The organism is Streptomyces sp. NPDC055966 (assembly GCF_042269865.1).
In the GTDB taxonomy this organism is placed as follows: Bacteria; Actinomycetota; Actinomycetes; order Streptomycetales; family Streptomycetaceae; genus Streptomyces.
Genome location: NZ_JBHJYK010000003.1, coordinates 74,976 through 92,233 on the forward strand (window position 1 = coordinate 74,976; position 17,258 = coordinate 92,233).

The following is a 17,258-nucleotide window of genomic DNA, read 5'->3' on the forward strand; positions in this document are numbered from 1 at the left end:
GTCTATTCACATCCTGACTTCCTGAATAGAACTAGTCAATACATCGGGGGGAGCGCGTTCGCACGTCGTCGGTGTTTGGCTGGATGCACCTGGGGCCGACCTGAGGGGAGACACCGTGGAGCGGGATGTCGAGACCGAGGCGCGGGAGCGCGCCGCCCGGCGGGACGAGGCGGTGCGCGCGGCCGTGGAGCAGGGGCTGCTCGGTCCGGACGCGGCCGTGGTGGGACTGCTGGACGTGACCGGGATCCGGCGGTCGGCGGCGGCGCTGCGGGCGGCGTTCGACACGGCCGTGCCGCCCGGCACGGCGGTGCTGCACGCCTTCGCGGTGAAGGCCACCCCACTGGTGCCGGTGCTGCGGCTGCTGCACGAGGCGGGGCTCGGCGCGGAGGTGGCGAGCCCCGGCGAGCTGGCGCTGGCGCGGGCGGCCGGGGTGCCGGCGGAGCGGACGGTGCTGGACGCGCCCGCGAAGACCCCGGCCGAGCTGCGCGAGGCACTGGCCCTCGGCATCGCCGTGAACGCCGACAACCCGCAGGAGCTGGACCGGCTGGACGCACTCGTCCGCACGGGGTCCACCCGCTCCCCGCTGGGCCTCAGGGTCAATCCGCAGCTCGGCGGCGGCTCGATCCGGGCGACGTCCACGGCGACGGCGACCTCGAAGTTCGGGGTGCCCCTGCGCGACGAGGGGGCACGCGAGTGGGTCGTGCGGGCGTTCGTGGCGCGGCCGTGGCTGACCCGGCTGCACGCGCACACCGGCTCACAGGGCATCCCGCTGCCGCTGCTGGCGCGGGGCGTGGCGGAGACGTACGCGCTCGCGGAGGAGATCAACGCGCGCGCCGGCCGGCGGCAGGTCGACACGCTCGACATCGGCGGCGGGCTGTCCGTGGACTTCGCCTCGGAGGCGACGGAGCCGACGTACGCGCAGTACGCGCGCGTGCTGGCCGGTCAGGTGCCGGGACTGTTCGACGGGCGCTACGGGCTGGTGACCGAGTTCGGGCGCTCGCTCATGGCCCGGCACGGGACGGTGGTGGCGCGGGTGGAGTACGCCAAGAGCGCGGGCGGACGGCGGATCGCGGTGACGCACGCGGGCGTGCAGGTGGCGACGCGGACGGTGTACGCGCCCGAGGCGTGGCCGCTCAGGATCGCCGCGTACGACGCCAAGGGGCGCCCCAAGCAGGGGCCGGAGGTGGTGCAGGACGTGGCCGGGCCGGCCTGCTTCTCGGGCGACCTGCTCGCCGAGGGGCGCGCGCTGCCCGCGCTGGAGCAGGGCGACTACGCGGCGGCGCTGGACACGGGCGCGTACTACTTCGCCCACCACTACGCCTACAACTCCCTTGCCCGGCCCGGCATCTACGGCTTCGCGCCGGACGGTGCGGGAGGCGTCGCCTTCGCGGTCGTACGGGAGCCGCAGACCGTCGCCGAGGTGGTGGCGGAGTCCGGAGGGGCGCACGCGGACGCGCTCACCATCCTGCGGGCGCCCGGGAGCCGTTGACGCACGCCGCTCCCCCGCGCACAACTGGATCAACTCCAGCGTCACAGAGGCCAGTTGACCCACACTAGTACGCCGGACGCATGTTCCACTGGAAAATGCCAAAGGCCTCACCCGCGGCGCGCACGGTGCGTAGTGTCGGCGTCACTCAGCCGGAGTCCCAGGCGGGAGGGGAGCCACGGTGCCCGGAATCGACGAGTGCCTGCTGGAAGCGATGCGGTTGCCCGGTGCGCGGGGTGCCTCGCTCGTGGACTGGACGAGCGGACTGGCGCTCGGCACGGTCGGGGAGGCGCCCGGCGGCGATCACGAGACGACCGCCGCCGAGGCCGCCGAGCTGGCCCGGATGGCCGCCGAGCACGGCGCGTTCGCCCTCCGCGGTGATGGCGCCGACGACGGGCGGCCACCCGTCGAGGACGTGATCGTCAGCAACCGCGACAGCTACCACCTGCTGCGGTTCGTGGACACGTCCTTCGACAGCAGCGTGTTCCTGCACCTGTGGCTCGGCCGCGAGGACGGCAACCTCGCGCTCGCCCGGATCCGCCTCGGCGAGATGGCCGCCCGGCTGGTGCTGGGATGACCGTGACGCACATACCTCCGCTGCCGGTGCGCGACAAGGCGGCCGGCCGGGCCCTGTCGCCGATGCTGACCCGGCTGGCCGAGGAGCGCGCCACCGGCGTCCTGGTGCGCGAGCACGGCGTCCTGCACCTCGCCGAGGGCCGGGTGGTGCACGCCGAGAGCCCCTCCTCCCCGGGCCTCGACGTGCTCCTCACGGCCCACGGCACCCTCGCGGCCGCCGCCTGGCAACAGGCCGCCGCGCGCACCACGGGCCCGCTGCGGACCGCCGAAATCCTGCTGGAATCAGGGCTGTTGCCCGCCGGCGCGCTGGAGCTGTGCCACCTGGACGCGCTGTACGACGCCGGATACTTCGCGCTGGCCCCGAGCAGCACCCCGGGCCGCTTCCGCTACGACAACGCCCCCCGGCCCGGGCCGCTGCCCTCGGTGCCGGTCGTCGCGCTGGAACGCGAGACGCTGCGCCGCCGGCTGCTGCTGCACCGGCTGTGGCCCGACCCGGCCGCCGACAGCGCCCCGCTGATCCGCGCCGACCCGGTGGCACCCGCGCCGCTCACGCCCCGGCAGCGGGCGGTCCTGGACCGCGTGGACGGCGTCCGCACAGCCACCGGGATCGCCCGGAACCTGGGCCGGCAGGCCTTCCACACGCTGGTCGACGTGCGCCGGCTCGCGGCGGCCGGCCGGCTCGCGCCGGTGCCCCCCGCGGTCCCGGACCCCGCGCCGCCGTACCCACCCCCGGTCGCCGACCCCGACATCGCGCTGCTGAAGAGGCTCAGGGATGCGCTGGAGGCGCTTTGAACGGCACCGTCCCGCCGAGCACCGCCCCGCTGAGAGGAGAGAGCTGATGGTGTCCGAGGAGGACCTCCGGGCGGTCCTGGAGGAGCTGCACCGGCTGCGTACCCGGGTGCCGCAGCTCACCGGCGCCCTGGCGGCCGGCGTCGACGGACTCGTCGTCGCCCACGACACCCCCGGCGTCGACCCCGAGGGCCTGGCCGCGCTGACCGCCGCCGCGCTCGGCGTGGCCGTCCGGGTCAGCGACGCGACGGGACACGGCGGCTTCCGCGAGCTGCTGGTGCGCGGCGAGGGCGGCTACGTCGCCACCTACGCCGCGGGCCGCACCGCCGTGCTGACCCTGCTCGCCGAAGGCCGGGTCAACGTCGGGCGGCTGCACCTGGAGGGCCGCCGGGCCGGCGCCCGGATCGGGGAGCTGCTCGACGCCGCCGAGGCCACCGCCCGGGCCGCCCGCCCGCCCCGCAGGGCGCTCGGCGCCGTCAGCCCCGCACCCCCGACCCGCCCCCGTACGACCCGCACCACGAGCGCCGACGTGCGCACCGCAACCGACAGTTGAACGATCCGAGAGGACTCGCCATGGCCAACACCGAGACCGCGCTGAAAGAGGCGCTCACCTCCATCGAGGGCGCCACCGGCGTCGCGCTCGTCGACTACACCAGCGGGATGGCGCTGGGCACGATGGGCGGCAGCAAGACCTTCGACCTGAACGTGGCCGCCGCCGGCAACACCGACGTGATCCGCGCCAAGATGCGCACGATGGAGATGCTGGGCCTCAAGAGCGGGATCGAGGACATCCTGATCACGCTGACCGACCAGTACCACCTGGTCCGCCTGCTCACCAGCCGTGGCGGCAACGGCCTGTTCCTCTACCTGGTCCTGGACTCGTCCCGGGCCAACCTGGCGATGGCCCGGCACCAGTTGAGGAGGATCGAGGAGGAACTGGAGGTCTGAGCCCCTAGGCGAGCGCCGCGGTGCGGCGGCGGGCCCCGCCCGGGGCCGCGTCGCCGGCCGCGATGCCCGTACCGCGCAGGCCCGTCACGGCCTTGCCCACCGGGTTCCCGCCGCGCGGGCCCAGCCGGTCGACGCGCACCCACAGCAGCGTCTGCCCGGCCCGCTCGCGCCGCCCGATCCAGGCGGCCTTCAGCCGCAGTCCGGTGCCGAGCCCGGCGAGCAGCAGGCCGCCGGCCGCGGGGAGGACGAAGGCCGAACCCAGCGCCAGGGCGAGGGCGAGCAGCAGCCACCAGCGGTGGCCCCGGCGCCAGACGCGCACGGTCACCGCCCGGTCCTGGAGCACGTCGTACTTGCCCGCGCGGGCCGCGCCGCGCGCGAGAACGTCGTACCGCCCCCGCCGCGCGAGCGGTACCGCGGCCGCGGCCACGAGGAACAGCGCGGCCCCGGCCAGCACCCCGGTCCGGCGTCCGGTCAGTCCGGGCGGCAGCACCCCGATCCCGGCCGCGACCACCCCGGACCACCACAGCGGTGCGGCCCCGGCCCGTACGACGACGGCCACCCGGGCCAGTCCGCGTCCCCCGCGTCCTTCTCGTCCTTCTCGTCCTGCGCGCGCCACGTCGGCCTCCCGTGTCACGTGTTCCCACAGCGCCTCTATGTCGCAGGGAAGCTAGTGGGCGAACCTGAGACGAGCCTGAGAGCACCTGCGGGAGCCCGCAGACGGGTCACTCCACGAACAGGCCCCGGGCAGCCGCCTTCGCGTCGAACTCCTCCAGCCGGGCCTGTGCCTCGGGCAGGTCGTCGCAGACCGCCTCCAGCAGCACCCGGCCGAGCAGCATCGGCGCGCACGCGGTGTCGAAGGCGAGCCCGGTGCCGACGGCGGCGGGCAGCAGCAGGTCGGAGTACTTGGCGACCGGTGCGAACGCGGAGTCGGCGACCGTGACCGTGGTCAGCCCCACGTCCTTGGCGTAGGCGAGGGTGTCGACGACCTCGCGCGGATGCCGGGGCAGCGCGAAGCACAGCAGGGCCGACGCGCCCGCGCGGACGACGGCGTCGATGCGGTCCTGGAGCATCGTGCCGCCCTCGTCGAGCAGCCGGACGTCCGGGTGGACCTTGGCCGCGAAGTACGAGAAGCCGTACGCCTGGGAGGCGGCCGCGCGCAGCCCGAGCACCGGCAGCGGCCGGGACGCGGCGAGGATCCGGCCGGCCCGCTGCACCGGGCGCGGGTCGGCGAGCAGTTCGGCGAGGTGGCGCAGGTTCTCGATCTCGGCCTCGACGGCCTGCTGGTACTCGTTGAACGCGCCCGCCTCGGCGGCCGGTTCGGCGGGCACGACCTCGCGCAGATGCCTGCGCAGCGCCGGATAGCCGTCGAAACCGAGCGCGACGGCGAACCGGGTCACCGACGGCTGGCTGACCCCGGCCAGTTCGGCCAGCTCCACGCTGGACAGGAAGGCCACGTCGCCGGCCCGCCGGACCATGCTGTGCGCGATCCGGCGCTGGGTCGGGGTGAGCCGGTGCCCCTCGAAGAGCGCCTGCAACCGGCCCGCGGGACTGTCCGGGGCGCCGGACGGCACACTCTCGGTGTCGGTACTCCTGTCCGCGCTCATGACGCGCTCCCCCTCCAGATGTCCGTGAACCGGTCGAGCAGTGCGGCGGCCGCCGCCACGTCGTCCGTGAGCGGCCGGTCGGCCGGGTCGGTGCCGAGGACCGGCTCGGCGAGCGCGAAGGCCCGGCCGGCCGGCAGCCCCGGGTCGGGCCGCAGGTCGCGCAGGCGCAGCGCGCGGACGGCGGCGACGAGCTCGCAGCCGACCACCAGACGATACGCACCGCACGCGCGCAGGGTCTGCCGCGCGGCGAGCGAGGCGAAGCTCGCCTGTTCCTCGACGCCCCGGGAGAGTACAGCGTGGCCGAGCGAGGCGGGCGCGGAGAAGGCACGCAGGTCACCGAGGGCGGCGGCGGCCGCGTACTCCAGGATCATCACGCCGGAGGCGGCCGGTGCGGAGTCGGCGAGGAAGGGCCGCAGCCGGGTGTAGGCGGGCTCGTTGAGGGTGGACAGGCGGGACGTCGACAGCCGGGCCACCTGGGTGAGGGCGAGCCTGAAGTGGTCGAGGGCGAGGGCGAGTCGGGCCGCGTAGAAGCCGCCGTGGTGGTAGGCGGCCTGGTCCTCGGGGACGATGAGCGGGTTCTCGGCGGCCGCGTTGATCTCCACGTCCAGCACCCGCTCCAGGGCGTCGGCGGCGTCGTGCGCGGGGCCGTGGATCTGGGGCAGGCACCGGAAGCCGTAGGGGTCCTGGATCCGGCCGAGCGGCGGGGTGGGCCGGTCGGCGGCGCCGATCAGCTCGCGCATCCGCCGGGCCGCCTCGGCGCTGCCCCGGTCCGCGCGGGCGGCGTGCACCGGGGCGGCGTAGGCCTCGTGGGAGCCGTCGACGGCGAGCAGGGACAGGGCGGCGACGACCTGGGTGGCGCCGACGAGCCCGCGCAGCTCGTGCAGGGCGAGCGCGGACTGGCCGAGGGTCAGGGCGTTGCTGCTGATCAGGGCGAGGGCGTCGTTGTTGTCGAGGCGCCGCGGGGCGGGGGCGCCCGCGCCCCGCCACGGGTGTTCCCCGGCGAGCGCGAGGCCGACCTGGGCCAGGCCCGCTATGTCGCCGGTGCCGACCGAGCCGAACTCGTTGACGACCGGGTACGCGCCCGACTCCAGCGCCTCGCACAGCGCGGTGACCACGCTCGGCCGCAGCCCGGCGCCGCCGGCCAGCAACTGGTTGGCGCGGACGGCGAGGGCGGCGCGCACCTGCCGGGCGGGGAGTTCCCCGCCGATCGCGCCGGCATGGCTGCGCAGCAGGCGCAGGCCGTGATCGGAGGCGGCCTCGGTGGGCACGTCCTCGTTCCGGTTGGCGCCGACGCCGGTGGAGCGGCCGTAGACGCGTCCGGTGGCGGCGATCTGCCGGGCGGCGTTCCAGGACTCCTCCACGCGCAGCATCGCCTCGGGCGCGGGGACCGGCCGCGCGCTCCCGTCGGCGAGGCGTACGACGTCCTCGACACCGAGTCCGGACCCGTCCAGCACCACGGTCGCGGATCGCGCAGACGACACGGACGGCGATGCATCCACTATGCGAGACGACAACACGCCCAAACTCCCCTCAATCCGGACACTCGATCTTGCCCTTCGGTCATCCGTTACAGCGGATTAACGTCGAACCGTTGACAAGCTATTCACACACCAAGAACTCTGCATGACGTTATACAGCCGGGCAAGGGACATCTCATGATCCAGTTCGACGCGGTCCACAAGCGCTTCCCCAACGGCACCACAGCGGTCCACGACCTCAACCTGGAGATGCCGGAGGGCGGCATCACCGTCCTGGTCGGATCCTCCGGTTGCGGCAAGACCACCACCCTGCGGATGATCAACCGGATGGTCGAGCCGACCTCCGGCACCATCCGCGTCGGCGGCCAGGACGTCACCCGGCAGGACGCGGCCGCGCTGCGCCGCTCCATCGGCTACGTCATCCAGCAGGCCGGCCTCTTCCCGCACCGCACGGTGCTCGACAACATCGCCACCGTCCCGCTGCTGCTCGGCCGGCGCCGCAAGGAGGCCCGGGCCCGCGCCGCGGAACTCCTGGAGACCGTGGGCCTGGCCCCGGAGGCCGGCCGGCGCTACCCCCACCAGCTCTCCGGCGGCCAGCAACAGCGCGTCGGCGTCGCCCGCGCCCTGGCCGCCGACCCGCCCGTCCTGCTCATGGACGAGCCGTTCGGCGCGGTCGACCCGGTGGTACGCGCCCAGCTCCAGGACGAACTGCTGCGACTCCAGGCGGAGTTGAGCAAGACCATCGTGTTCGTCACGCACGACATCGACGAGGCGGTGCGGCTCGGCGACCAGATCGCCGTGTTCCGCACGGGCGGCCACCTGGTCCAGTGCGCCCCGCCCGCCGAACTCCTGGCCCGGCCGGCCGACGAGTTCGTGGCCGACTTCCTCGGCGCCGAGCGCGGACTGAAGCTGCTGTCCCTGACAACCCTCGCCGACGTCCCGCAGGGACCGGCACCCGAAGGCGGCCCCTGGACCCTCGCCCTCGACGCGCAGCGCAAGCCCCTCCACTGGGCCTCTCAGGACGCCGAGATCCCGGTCCGCCCGCTACGGGACACCGACTCGCTCCTCTCCGCCCTCAACGAGTCGGTCGCCTCCCCCACCGGCCTGATCGCCCGCGTCGGCCCCGACGGCGTCCTCACCGGCGTCACCTCCCGCGACGACATCCACGAGCACGCCGGCCGCGCCCACGCGGAAGTGCGGGTGGCCGCATGACGATCGACTGGTCCTGGATATCGGCCCACACCGACGACCTCACCACCCTGACGCTCTCCCACCTCCAGGCCGCTCTCACGGCCGTCGCCCTCGGCCTGCTGATCTCGCTGCCGCTGGCCGTGGTCGCCCACCGGCTCCCCCGGCTGCGCGGCCTGCTGCTCGGCCTGTCCAACGTCCTGTTCACGATCCCGTCGATCGCGATCTTCGTCCTGCTGCTGCCGGTCAGCGGCCTGACCCGCACCACCACCGTCACCGGCCTGACCGTCTACACCCTGGTCGTCCTGCTGCGGAACACCGTCGAGGGCCTGGACTCGGTCCCCGTGAAGGTGAAGGAGGCCGCGAAGGCGATGGGCACGCGCCCGCTGCGCACGCTCCTGACCGTCGAGTTCCCCCTCGCGCTCCCCGTGATCTTCGCCGGCGTCCGCATCGCCACCGTCATGTCGATCTCCCTGGTCTCCGTCGCGACCTACATCGGCGACGGCGGCCTGGGCCAGCTCTTCACCGACGGCTTCCAGCGCAACTTCCCGACCCCGGTGATCGCCGGAGTGGTCCTCACCCTGCTCCTCGCCGTCGTGGCGGACGCGGCGCTGGTCGCCGTCCAGTACGCCCTCACTCCGTGGACCAGGAGGCGAGCCTGAGATGTACGAGCTCCTCAAGAACCTCGGTGCCTGGCTGACCAGCGGCTCCCAGTGGACCGGCCCCGACGGCATCGCGCACCGCCTCGCCGAACACCTCCAGTACTCCCTGCTGGCCACGCTCATCGCCGCCGCCATCGGACTGCCGCTCGGCCTGCTGATCGGCCACACCGGCAGGGGCGCGTTCCTCGCGATCAACCTCGCCTCCTTCGGCCGCGCCCTGCCGACCGTCGGCCTGGTCGTCCTGGTCTTCCTGGCCGGCGGCCTGTCGATGCTGCCGGTGTACGTCGCGCTGGTCGCCCTCGCCGTCCCCGCGATCGTCACCAACACCTACGCCGGCATGACGGCCGTCGACCCGGACGTGAAGGACGCGGCGCGCGGCCAGGGCATGCGCGGCCACCAGGTCCTGTTCCAGGTGGAACTGCCGCTCGCGCTGCCGCTGATCATGACGGGTCTGCGCCTCGCCCTGATCCAGGTCGTCGCCACGGCGACCATCGCCGCGTACGTCTCCTTCGGCGGTCTCGGCCGCTACGTCTTCGACGGCCTCGCCCAGCGCGACCTGGTCCAGGTGCTCGGCGGCGCGGTGCTGGTCGCCGTCGTCGCCATCGCCCTGGACATGACCCTGGCCGCCCTCCAGCGCTTCCTGTTCCGCCACCGCACCGCTTAGGGAACCCCCTGACATGAATCGACGTACCGTCCTCGGCGGCCTGTTCGCGGTCGCCTCCGTCCCCACCCTCTCCGCCTGCGCGAGCGGCGTCACCTCCCTCAACGGCTCGGGCTCCGCCGCCGGCGGCGGTGGCTCCAGCAAGGGCGGAGTCACCATCGGCACGGCCAACTTCACCGAGAACCAGGTGCTCGGCTACCTGTACGCCGCCGCCCTCCAGGGAGCCGGTGTGAAGACGACCGTCCGCCCCAACCTCGGCACCCGCGAGATCGTCATCCCGGCCCTCAGGGGCGGCGACATCGACCTGCTGCCCGAGTACCAGGGCGCCCTCCTCAACTACCTCGCCCCGAAAGCCACGGCCACCGAGTCGGGCGAGATGCAGAACACCCTCACGCAGGCCCTCCCGGCCGGCCTCCAGGTGCTGCCGTACGGCATGGCGGAGGACTCCGACGCCTTCGTCGTCACCAGCGAGACCGCGAAGAAGTACGGGCTGACGTCCCTCGCCGACCTGAAGAAGCAGAACGGCAGGCTGGTCATCGGCGCCGCGCCCGAGGTGAAGAAGCGCCAGGTCGGCGCGGTCGGCCTGAAGGACGTGTACGGCGTGGAGTTCAAGGAGTTCAAGTCGCTCGACTCCGACGGGCCGCTGGTCAAGGGCGCGCTGAAGAAGGGCGACGTGGACGTGGCGAACCTGTTCACCACCGACACCGACATCAAGGCCAACGGCTGGGTGGTGCTCACCGACCCCGAGCACCTGATCCCCAGCCAGCACATCGTCCCGCTCATCGCCGACCGCAAGGCCGACGACACCGTCCGCAAGGCCCTCGCCAAGCTGGGCAACCTGCTCACCACGGCCCAGCTCACCGAGCTGAACCGGCAGGTGGACACGGACAAGAAGGATCCCCAGGACGTCGCGGACGCCTATGCCAGGCAGCACGGACTGGTGAAGTAGCCGGACCCGGTCGCAATGATCTGACGGCCGCCCCGGCACCGGCCGCGCCCCGCCCCATACCCCCGGGCGGCCCGGCCGGGCTCCCGGCCACGGCGGCCGCCGCGCTCGACGAACTCCTCGCCGGCAACGCCCGCTACGCCACCGGCCGCTCCCGGCGGCACCTGCCCGCCGCCGGGGAGCAGCCGTTCGCGGTGATCGTCGGCTGCGCCGACTCCCCGGTGCCGCCCGAGCTGGTCTTCGACCAGGCCTCGGGGACAGGGGGGATATCCCCAGTGCGGCGAAGGCGGCCGCTGCCTAATCTGAACGGCATGACCACTGTTGACCCGCGGGACGTGGACCTGCGCAAGGATCTCGACGCCACCGTGCGGGCACGCCGCGAGCTGGGCGAGGACTACGACGCCGCGCTGCTGGACTCCTTCCTGGAGAAGGCCGAGCGGCGCATCGACGACATCGTGGGCCGCCGGGTGCAGCGGCACCTGGCCGAGCAGCGGATGGCGAGCGCGCGCGGCGCGCGACGGCCGAAGGACGGCGACACCTGGGTGGAGCGCTTCGGGTTCGCGATCATCTCGCTGGTCCTCGCGATTCCGCTGACCGCCGTCTGCGGCGGCATCGCGGGGACGACCGGGACGATCGCCGCCTGGGTCGGCATCGTCGGCGTCAACTTCGCCCAGGCGGTCCGGGCCAACCCCGAACTGCTCGCCGGCCGGCGCGACCGCGACCGCTCCCGCGACGACGACTGAGCGGACGCCGGGAGCGGATCAGACCTGCCGCGTCGGAAGGACCATGATCTGGCGGAGGTTGACGTGCCGGGGACGGCTGGTGGCGTAGGCGACGACGTCCGCGACCTCCGCCGCCGTCAGGCCGCCGAGCACGTCGAACATGCCGTCCAGCTGCCCGGACAGCTCCGTGCTGTCGATGTGCGTCGCCAGCTCGGTCTGCGTCAGGCCCGGCTCGATGTTCGTCACCCGCACGTCCCGCGGCCCGAACTCGCTGCGCAGCGACTGCGAGAGATAGGTGACCGCGGCCTTCGTGGCGCCGTACACCGCGTAGTTGGGGTACGGGACGTGGGCGCCGACGGAGGAGACGTCGACCAGGTCGGCGGTGCGGCCCTCGCCGGCGGCGGCCACCAGGTCGGCGCCGAAGGCGCGGATGACGCGCAGGACGCCGCCGACGTTGGTGTCGAGCATCCGCTGCCACTCGTCGATCCGGCCGTCGGCGACGGGGTTCGGGAGCATGACACCGGCGTTGTTGACGACGAGGTCGACGGGCCCGAACGTCTCGTGCACCAGGTCCCGGGCGGCGTCCACGGACGCGTCGTCGGTGACGTCGGCGGCCACGGCGAGCGCCTCGCCCCCGTCGGCCCGGATCTTCTCCACCAGCGCCCGGAGCCGCTCGGCGCGCCGGGCGAGCAGCGCCACCCGGGCGCCCTCGGCGGCGAGCTGGACGGCGAGCGCCTCGCCGATGCCGCTGGCGGCTCCGGTGACGACGGCGGTGCGGCCGGACAGGTTCGTGTACGACATGGGTGTTCCCCCTGGGGATCGGCGCCGGGGCTGCTCCCCGGCGGCTGACACCACCCTCGCCGGGCCCGGCGGCCGTACCCAGGGATGCGCTTTTCCTGGGTACGCCAGTACCAGGTTCGCGTCCGCCCGCTCCCTTACGATCGGGCCATGGACGGGGACTGGCTGGACGGCGAGATCGGCGGCTTCCTGCGCTCGCGGCGCGCACGGATCCAGCCCGAGGAGGTGGGGCTGCCCAGCCATGGGCGGCGCCGCGTACCGGGACTGCGCCGCGAGGAGGTGGCCCAGCTCGCGGGGGTGAGCGTCGACTACTACATCCGCCTGGAGCAGGGCCGGGGGGCGAGCGTCAGTGACGCGGTGCTGGACGCGGTCGCGCGGGTGCTGCGGCTGGACGAGACCGAGCACGCCCACCTGCGGACGGTGGCCCGCCCGCAGCGCCGGCACCGGGGCGAACGGCCCGGGCACCGGCCCGCGCCGCAGGTCCGCCCCGGCGTGCAGAGCCTGCTCGACAGCATGGAGCGCAGCCCGGCGTTCGTGCTGGGCCGCCGCATGGACGTGCTCGCCTGGAACGCGCTCGGCGACGCGGTGAACGGCTTCAGCCGCGTCACCCCGGCCGGGCGGAACATGCCCCGGCAGGTCTTCCTGAACCCGTCCGCCCGTGAGCTGTACCCGGAGTGGCCGGCGGTGGCCGCCACGACGGTGGCCAACCTGCGGATCGCCGCCGGCCGGCACGCCGACGACCCCGAGCTGTGCGCTCTGGTCGGCGAGCTCTCCCTGAGGAGCGAGGACTTCCGCCGGCTCTGGGCGGACCACGAGGTCAGGGAGTGCGCCTACGGCGTGAAGAAGATCCGGCACCCGGTCGCGGGCCTGCTGACCCTGCCGTACGAGACGCTGACGGTCGGCCAGGACCCGGAGCAGACGCTCGTGGTGTACACCCCGGAGAAGGGGTCGGAGACGGCGGAGCGCCTGGCCCTGCTGGCGAGTTGGACGACCGTCTAGACGGCTGACGGCCGTCCGCGAGCGCCGACGGCCGTCCGGAAAGCTTTCGCGGGGACCGCCGCACCCCCGTTTCCGGGGGGCGGGACGACGGCGGTCCCCGCGAGGGACGCGGGCCGGGTCAGGGCCGGGCATCACGCGTCCGTGGCGTCCATGGAGGTCCGGGAGCCGCTCCGGAGGTCCTTGGCGCCGTTCGGCGTCGGCCTGGGCGGGGAGCCGCTCCCACCCCTGCCGACGCCCACTAATGTGCCGGACCCGTGTTAAGCGTGTGCTGCGCGGACGTGACACGCTCGTACCACTTCCGCGAAGTCCGCCCGACCGGCAGACCACCCGCAAGTGCCGCACGGAAACCGGCGGTTCACCGTGCGTTCGGCTACTGCTTGCCGCCCTGGGCGAGGAAGGCCAGCAGGTCCTGGCGGCTGACCACGCCGGTCGGCTTGCCCTCGACGAGGACGATCGCCGCGTCCGCCGAGCCGAGCACCTGCATCAGGTCGCCCACGGACTCGCCGGAGCCGACCTGCGGCAGCGGCGGGCACATGTGCTTCTCCAGCGGGTCCTCCAGGGAGGCACGCTGCGAGAACAGGGCGTCCAGCAGCTCCCGTTCCACGACCGAGCCGACGACCTCGGCGGCCATCACGTCCGGGTGGCCGGCGCCCGGCTTGACGACCGGCATCTGCGAGACACCGTACTCGCGCAGCACCTCGATGGCCTGGCCGACGGTCTCCTCGGGGTGCATGTGCACGAGGGAGGGGATGGTGCCGCCCGCCTTGTGGTTCAGGACGTCGGCGACACGGGCGCTGGGGCCCTCGTCCTCCAGGAAGCCGTAGTCGGCCATCCACTCGTCGTTGAAGATCTTGCTGAGGTATCCGCGCCCGCTGTCCGGCAGCAGCACGACGACGACGTCGTCCGGGCCGAGCCGCTCGGCGACGCGCAGGGCGGCGACGACGGCCATGCCGCAGGAGCCGCCCACCAGCAGGCCCTCCTCCTTGGCCAGGCGGCGGGTCATCTGGAAGGCGTCCTTGTCGGACACGGCGACGATCTCGTCGGCGACGGTGCGGTCGTAGGCGGTCGGCCAGAAGTCCTCGCCGACGCCCTCGATCAGGTACGGCCGCCCGGAGCCGCCGGAGTAGACGGAGCCCTCCGGGTCGGCGCCGACGACCTGGACCTTGCCGTCACTGGCGTCCTTCAGGTAGCGGCCGGTGCCGGAGATCGTGCCGCCGGTGCCCACGCCCGCCACGAAGTGGGTGATCTTCCCCTCGGTCTGCTCCCAGAGCTCGGGGCCGGTCGAGTGATAGTGGGAGAGCGGGTTGTTGGGGTTGGAGTACTGGTCCGGCTTCCACGCGCCCGGGGTCTCGCGGACGAGCCGGTCGGAGACGTTGTAGTACGAGTCGGGGTGCTCGGGGTCCACGGCGGTCGGGCAGACCACGACCTCGGCGCCGTACGCGCGCAGCACGTTGATCTTGTCGGTGCTCACCTTGTCGGGGCACACGAAGATGCACTTGTACCCCTTCTGCTGAGCGACGATCGCGAGCCCCACACCCGTGTTGCCGCTGGTCGGCTCCACGATGGTGCCGCCCGGCCTCAGCTCGCCGCTCTGCTCGGCGGCCTCGATCATGCGCAGGGCGATGCGGTCCTTCACGGAGCCGCCGGGGTTGAAGTACTCGACCTTGGCAAGGACGGTCGCCTGGATGCCCTTGGTCACGTTGTTGAGCCGCACCAGCGGGGTGTTGCCGACGAGGCTGATCATCGAGTCGTGGAATTGCACCGTTGTCTCCGGTTGCTGTGCACAAAAACAGTGGTCGTAGTGGTTCCGCCAGCCTACGGCCCAGGCGTGCGACGTGGTGGTCGTTCACTCCCCGTTGAGATTGGCGCACGGGCTGTACGGGGCAAGGAGTGGGTGTACGGCTACGAGGGAGGTGGCGGCGACGCATGACGAGCATGTCGAGGGCCCGGGTGGCCCGGCGCATCGCGGCCGGAGCGGCGTACGGCGGAGGCGGGGTCGGCCTGGCCGGCGCGGCCGCCGTCGGCCTGCTGCTGGCGGAGGTACGGCTGGCCCGGCGCCATGTGGGCAACGGCAGCGGCGGCCGGGTGCCGGTGGCCGACGGGATCTACGGCCACACCTACGACGTCCCCGGCGAGCCGCCCCTCAGGCTGGCCATGCTCGGCGACTCGACGGCGGCCGGGCAGGGCGTGCACCGGGCGGGCCAGACACCGGGGGCGCTGCTGGCCTCGGGACTCGCGGCGGTGGCGGAACGCCCGGTGGAGCTCCGCAACGTCGCCCAGCCCGGTGCCCAGTCGGACGACCTGGACCGGCAGGTGTCCCTGACCCTCGGCGCCCCCTCGCCCGTCCCCGACATCTGCGTGATCATGGTGGGCGCGAACGACGTCACCCACCGGATGCCGCCGACCCGTTCGGTACGGCACCTGTCGTCGGCGGTACGGCGGCTGCGCACGGCCGGGGCCGAGGTGGTGGTCGGCACCTGTCCCGACCTCGGCACGATCGAGCCGGTGCAGCAGCCGCTGCGCTGGCTGGCCCGGCGGGCCTCGCGGCAGCTGGCCGCGGCCCAGACGATCGGCGCGGTGGAGCAGGGGGGCCGCACGGTGTCGCTGGGCGACCTGCTGGGCCCGGAGTTCGAGGCGAACCCCCGGGAACTGTTCGGCCCGGACAACTACCACCCCTCGGCCGAGGGCTACGCGACGGCGGCGATGGCCGTCCTGCCCACGGTGTGCGCGGCGCTCGGTCTGTGGCCGGCGGAGGAGGAGCGCCCGGACGTGATGCGGCGCGAGGGCTTCCTGCCGGTGGCCCGGGCCGCGGCCGAGGCCGCCTCGGAGGCGGGCACGGAGGTCACCGCGGCGATGCCGACGGGCCCCCGCGGCCCCTGGGCCCTGCTGAAGCGCCGGCGCCGCCGCCGCGTCCCGGAAGCCGAACCGGCGACCCCGTCGGTATGACCGCCCCTGCCCACCCGCACCTCTCTCGGCCGAGCCGCCAGATGCCCAAGCAAGCGCTTAGTAAATTGCGGTCAGAGTCACACCACCACACACGTGACCTGGACCATACGGAGCGGTAACTTCCCAAGCGGCCCTGCCCAACTTCCCGTCCACTGGAGCCGTGATGCCCGAAGCCGTCATCGTCTCGACCGCCCGCTCCCCCATCGGCCGCGCCGGCAAGGGTTCCCTCAAGGATCTGCGCCCCGACGACCTGACCGCCACGATCATCCAGGCCGCCCTCGCCAAGGTCCCCGAGCTGGACCCGAGGGACATCGACGACCTGATGCTCGGCTGCGGCCTCCCCGGCGGCGAGCAGGGCCACAACCTGGGCCGCATCGTCGCCGTGCAGATGGGCATGGACCACCTGCCGGGCTGCACGATCACCCGCTACTGCTCCTCCTCCCTGCAGACCTCCCGCATGGCCCTGCACGCCATCAAGGCCGGCGAGGGCGACGTCTTCATCTCGGCCGGTGTCGAGACGGTCTCCCGCTACGTCAACGGCAGTTCGGACATGCCGAGCGGACACAACCCGCTCTTCGCCGAGGCCGAGGCCCGTACCGCCGCCGTGGCCGAGTCGACCGGCTCCACCTGGCACGACCCGCGCGAGGACGGCCTGCTGCCCGACGCGTACATCTCGATGGGCCAGACCGCCGAGAACCTGGCCCGCGTCAAGGGCGTCACCCGCCAGGAGATGGACGAGTTCGGCGTCCGCTCGCAGAACCTCGCCGAGGAAGCCATCAAGAACGGCTTCTGGGAGCGCGAGATCACCCCGGTGACGCTGCCCGACGGCACGGTCGTCAGCAAGGACGACGGCCCGCGCGCCGGCGTCACCCTGGAGGGCGTGTCCGGGCTCAAGCCGGTCTTCCGCCCCGACGGGCTCGTCACGGCCGGCAACTGCTGCCCGCTCAACGACGGCGCCGCGGCCGTGGTCATCATGTCCGACACCAAGGCCCGCGAGCTGGGCCTGACCCCGCTCGCCCGCATCGTGTCCACCGGCGTCTCCGGCCTGTCCCCCGAGATCATGGGCCTCGGCCCGGTCGAGGCCAGCAAGCAGGCGCTGCGCCGCGCCGGCCTGACCATCGACGACATCGACCTGGTCGAGATCAACGAGGCCTTCGCCGCCCAGGTGATCCCCTCCTACCGGGACCTCGGCATCGACCTCGACAAGCTGAACGTCAACGGTGGCGCCATCGCCGTCGGCCACCCCTTCGGCATGACCGGCGCACGCATCACCGGCACGCTCATCAACTCCCTCCAGTGGCACGACAAGCAGTTCGGCCTGGAGACGATGTGCGTCGGCGGCGGCCAGGGCATGGCGATGGTCATCGAGCGCCTCAGCTGAGCCACCAACCGTAACGGGACGGGCACGTCCCGTCATGAATCGGCCCGGAACCGAGGAAACGCCACGGTTCCGGG

General features: G+C 73.4%; 18 protein-coding genes. 13 read left to right on the plus strand and 5 right to left on the minus strand.

Going from position 1 to position 17,258, the window contains the following annotated elements; all coding sequences use genetic code 11:
- Positions 1-100 precede the first annotated feature (100 nt).
- The 5 genes from ACFC8N_RS07215 (at position 101) to ACFC8N_RS07235 (ending at position 3,799) form a co-directional block, all read left to right on the plus strand.
- On the plus strand, positions 101-1,489 hold the full coding sequence (locus ACFC8N_RS07215; protein WP_376287720.1) for a diaminopimelate decarboxylase: 1,389 nt from the start codon (positions 101-103) through the stop codon (positions 1,487-1,489).
- A 178-nt stretch (positions 1,490-1,667) separates the two neighbouring features.
- Positions 1,668-2,063: a hypothetical protein gene (locus tag ACFC8N_RS07220; RefSeq protein WP_376287230.1), complete on the plus strand. Its 396-nt coding sequence runs from the start codon at positions 1,668-1,670 to the stop codon at positions 2,061-2,063.
- Positions 2,060-2,854: a transcriptional regulator gene (locus ACFC8N_RS07225; protein ID WP_376287233.1), complete on the plus strand. Its 795-nt coding sequence runs from the start codon at positions 2,060-2,062 to the stop codon at positions 2,852-2,854. Before ACFC8N_RS07220 ends, ACFC8N_RS07225 begins: the two co-directional genes overlap by 4 nt.
- Before the next feature lie 46 nt (positions 2,855-2,900).
- On the plus strand, positions 2,901-3,404 hold the full coding sequence (locus tag ACFC8N_RS07230; protein ID WP_362821490.1) for a roadblock/LC7 domain-containing protein: 504 nt from the start codon (positions 2,901-2,903) through the stop codon (positions 3,402-3,404).
- 20 nt (positions 3,405-3,424) lie between these two features.
- On the plus strand, positions 3,425-3,799 hold the full coding sequence (locus ACFC8N_RS07235; RefSeq protein ID WP_356027273.1) for a hypothetical protein: 375 nt from the start codon (positions 3,425-3,427) through the stop codon (positions 3,797-3,799).
- A gap of 4 nt (positions 3,800-3,803) precedes the next feature.
- Here ACFC8N_RS07235 and ACFC8N_RS07240 read toward each other — a convergent pair whose 3' ends face one another.
- The 3 genes from ACFC8N_RS07240 to ACFC8N_RS07250 form a co-directional block, all read right to left on the minus strand.
- A complete protein-coding gene (locus ACFC8N_RS07240; protein WP_376287236.1) occupies positions 3,804-4,415 on the minus strand; it encodes a hypothetical protein in 612 nt (203 codons plus the stop codon).
- Positions 4,416-4,521: 106 nt separating this feature from the next.
- Positions 4,522-5,403 carry a MurR/RpiR family transcriptional regulator gene (locus ACFC8N_RS07245; RefSeq protein ID WP_356027268.1) on the minus strand — a complete coding sequence of 294 codons (882 nt, stop codon included), beginning with the start codon at positions 5,401-5,403 and terminating at the stop codon, positions 4,522-4,524.
- Positions 5,400-6,917: an aromatic amino acid ammonia-lyase gene (locus tag ACFC8N_RS07250; RefSeq protein ID WP_356027266.1), complete on the minus strand. Its 1,518-nt coding sequence runs from the start codon at positions 6,915-6,917 to the stop codon at positions 5,400-5,402. The genes ACFC8N_RS07245 and ACFC8N_RS07250 overlap by 4 nt, the downstream gene beginning before the upstream one ends.
- Before the next feature lie 141 nt (positions 6,918-7,058).
- Here ACFC8N_RS07250 and ACFC8N_RS07255 point away from each other — a divergent pair, with 141 nt between their 5' ends.
- The 5 genes from ACFC8N_RS07255 (at position 7,059) to ACFC8N_RS07275 (ending at position 11,081) form a co-directional block, all read left to right on the plus strand.
- Positions 7,059-8,093: an ABC transporter ATP-binding protein gene (locus ACFC8N_RS07255; RefSeq protein WP_356027263.1), complete on the plus strand. Its 1,035-nt coding sequence runs from the start codon at positions 7,059-7,061 to the stop codon at positions 8,091-8,093.
- A complete protein-coding gene (locus tag ACFC8N_RS07260; protein WP_356027261.1) occupies positions 8,090-8,731 on the plus strand; it encodes an ABC transporter permease in 642 nt (213 codons plus the stop codon). The genes ACFC8N_RS07255 and ACFC8N_RS07260 overlap by 4 nt, the downstream gene beginning before the upstream one ends.
- A gap of 1 nt (position 8,732) precedes the next feature.
- The gene (locus ACFC8N_RS07265) at positions 8,733-9,395 is read left to right on the plus strand and encodes an ABC transporter permease (RefSeq protein WP_356027258.1); all 663 of its coding nucleotides are present in this window, start codon (positions 8,733-8,735) and stop codon (positions 9,393-9,395) included.
- A 13-nt stretch (positions 9,396-9,408) separates the two neighbouring features.
- Positions 9,409-10,341: an ABC transporter substrate-binding protein gene (locus ACFC8N_RS07270; RefSeq protein WP_376287241.1), complete on the plus strand. Its 933-nt coding sequence runs from the start codon at positions 9,409-9,411 to the stop codon at positions 10,339-10,341.
- Between the two features lie 308 nt (positions 10,342-10,649).
- A complete protein-coding gene (locus ACFC8N_RS07275; RefSeq protein WP_376287244.1) occupies positions 10,650-11,081 on the plus strand; it encodes a hypothetical protein in 432 nt (143 codons plus the stop codon).
- Positions 11,082-11,099: 18 nt separating this feature from the next.
- Here ACFC8N_RS07275 and ACFC8N_RS07280 read toward each other — a convergent pair whose 3' ends face one another.
- The gene (locus ACFC8N_RS07280; protein WP_362821484.1) at positions 11,100-11,861 is read right to left on the minus strand and encodes an SDR family oxidoreductase; all 762 of its coding nucleotides are present in this window, start codon (positions 11,859-11,861) and stop codon (positions 11,100-11,102) included.
- 147 nt (positions 11,862-12,008) lie between these two features.
- Between ACFC8N_RS07280 and ACFC8N_RS07285 the strand changes: the two genes are divergently transcribed.
- On the plus strand, positions 12,009-12,857 hold the full coding sequence (locus ACFC8N_RS07285) for a helix-turn-helix transcriptional regulator (RefSeq protein WP_362821483.1): 849 nt from the start codon (positions 12,009-12,011) through the stop codon (positions 12,855-12,857).
- 370 nt (positions 12,858-13,227) lie between these two features.
- Here ACFC8N_RS07285 and ACFC8N_RS07290 read toward each other — a convergent pair whose 3' ends face one another.
- A complete protein-coding gene (locus tag ACFC8N_RS07290) occupies positions 13,228-14,619 on the minus strand; it encodes a cystathionine beta-synthase (RefSeq protein ID WP_356027247.1) in 1,392 nt (463 codons plus the stop codon).
- A 164-nt stretch (positions 14,620-14,783) separates the two neighbouring features.
- Here ACFC8N_RS07290 and ACFC8N_RS07295 point away from each other — a divergent pair, with 164 nt between their 5' ends.
- The gene (locus ACFC8N_RS07295) at positions 14,784-15,803 is read left to right on the plus strand and encodes an SGNH/GDSL hydrolase family protein (protein WP_362821482.1); all 1,020 of its coding nucleotides are present in this window, start codon (positions 14,784-14,786) and stop codon (positions 15,801-15,803) included.
- A 163-nt stretch (positions 15,804-15,966) separates the two neighbouring features.
- Positions 15,967-17,184: an acetyl-CoA C-acetyltransferase gene (locus ACFC8N_RS07300; RefSeq protein WP_376287248.1), complete on the plus strand. Its 1,218-nt coding sequence runs from the start codon at positions 15,967-15,969 to the stop codon at positions 17,182-17,184.
- The last annotated feature ends 74 nt before the right edge of the window (positions 17,185-17,258 follow it).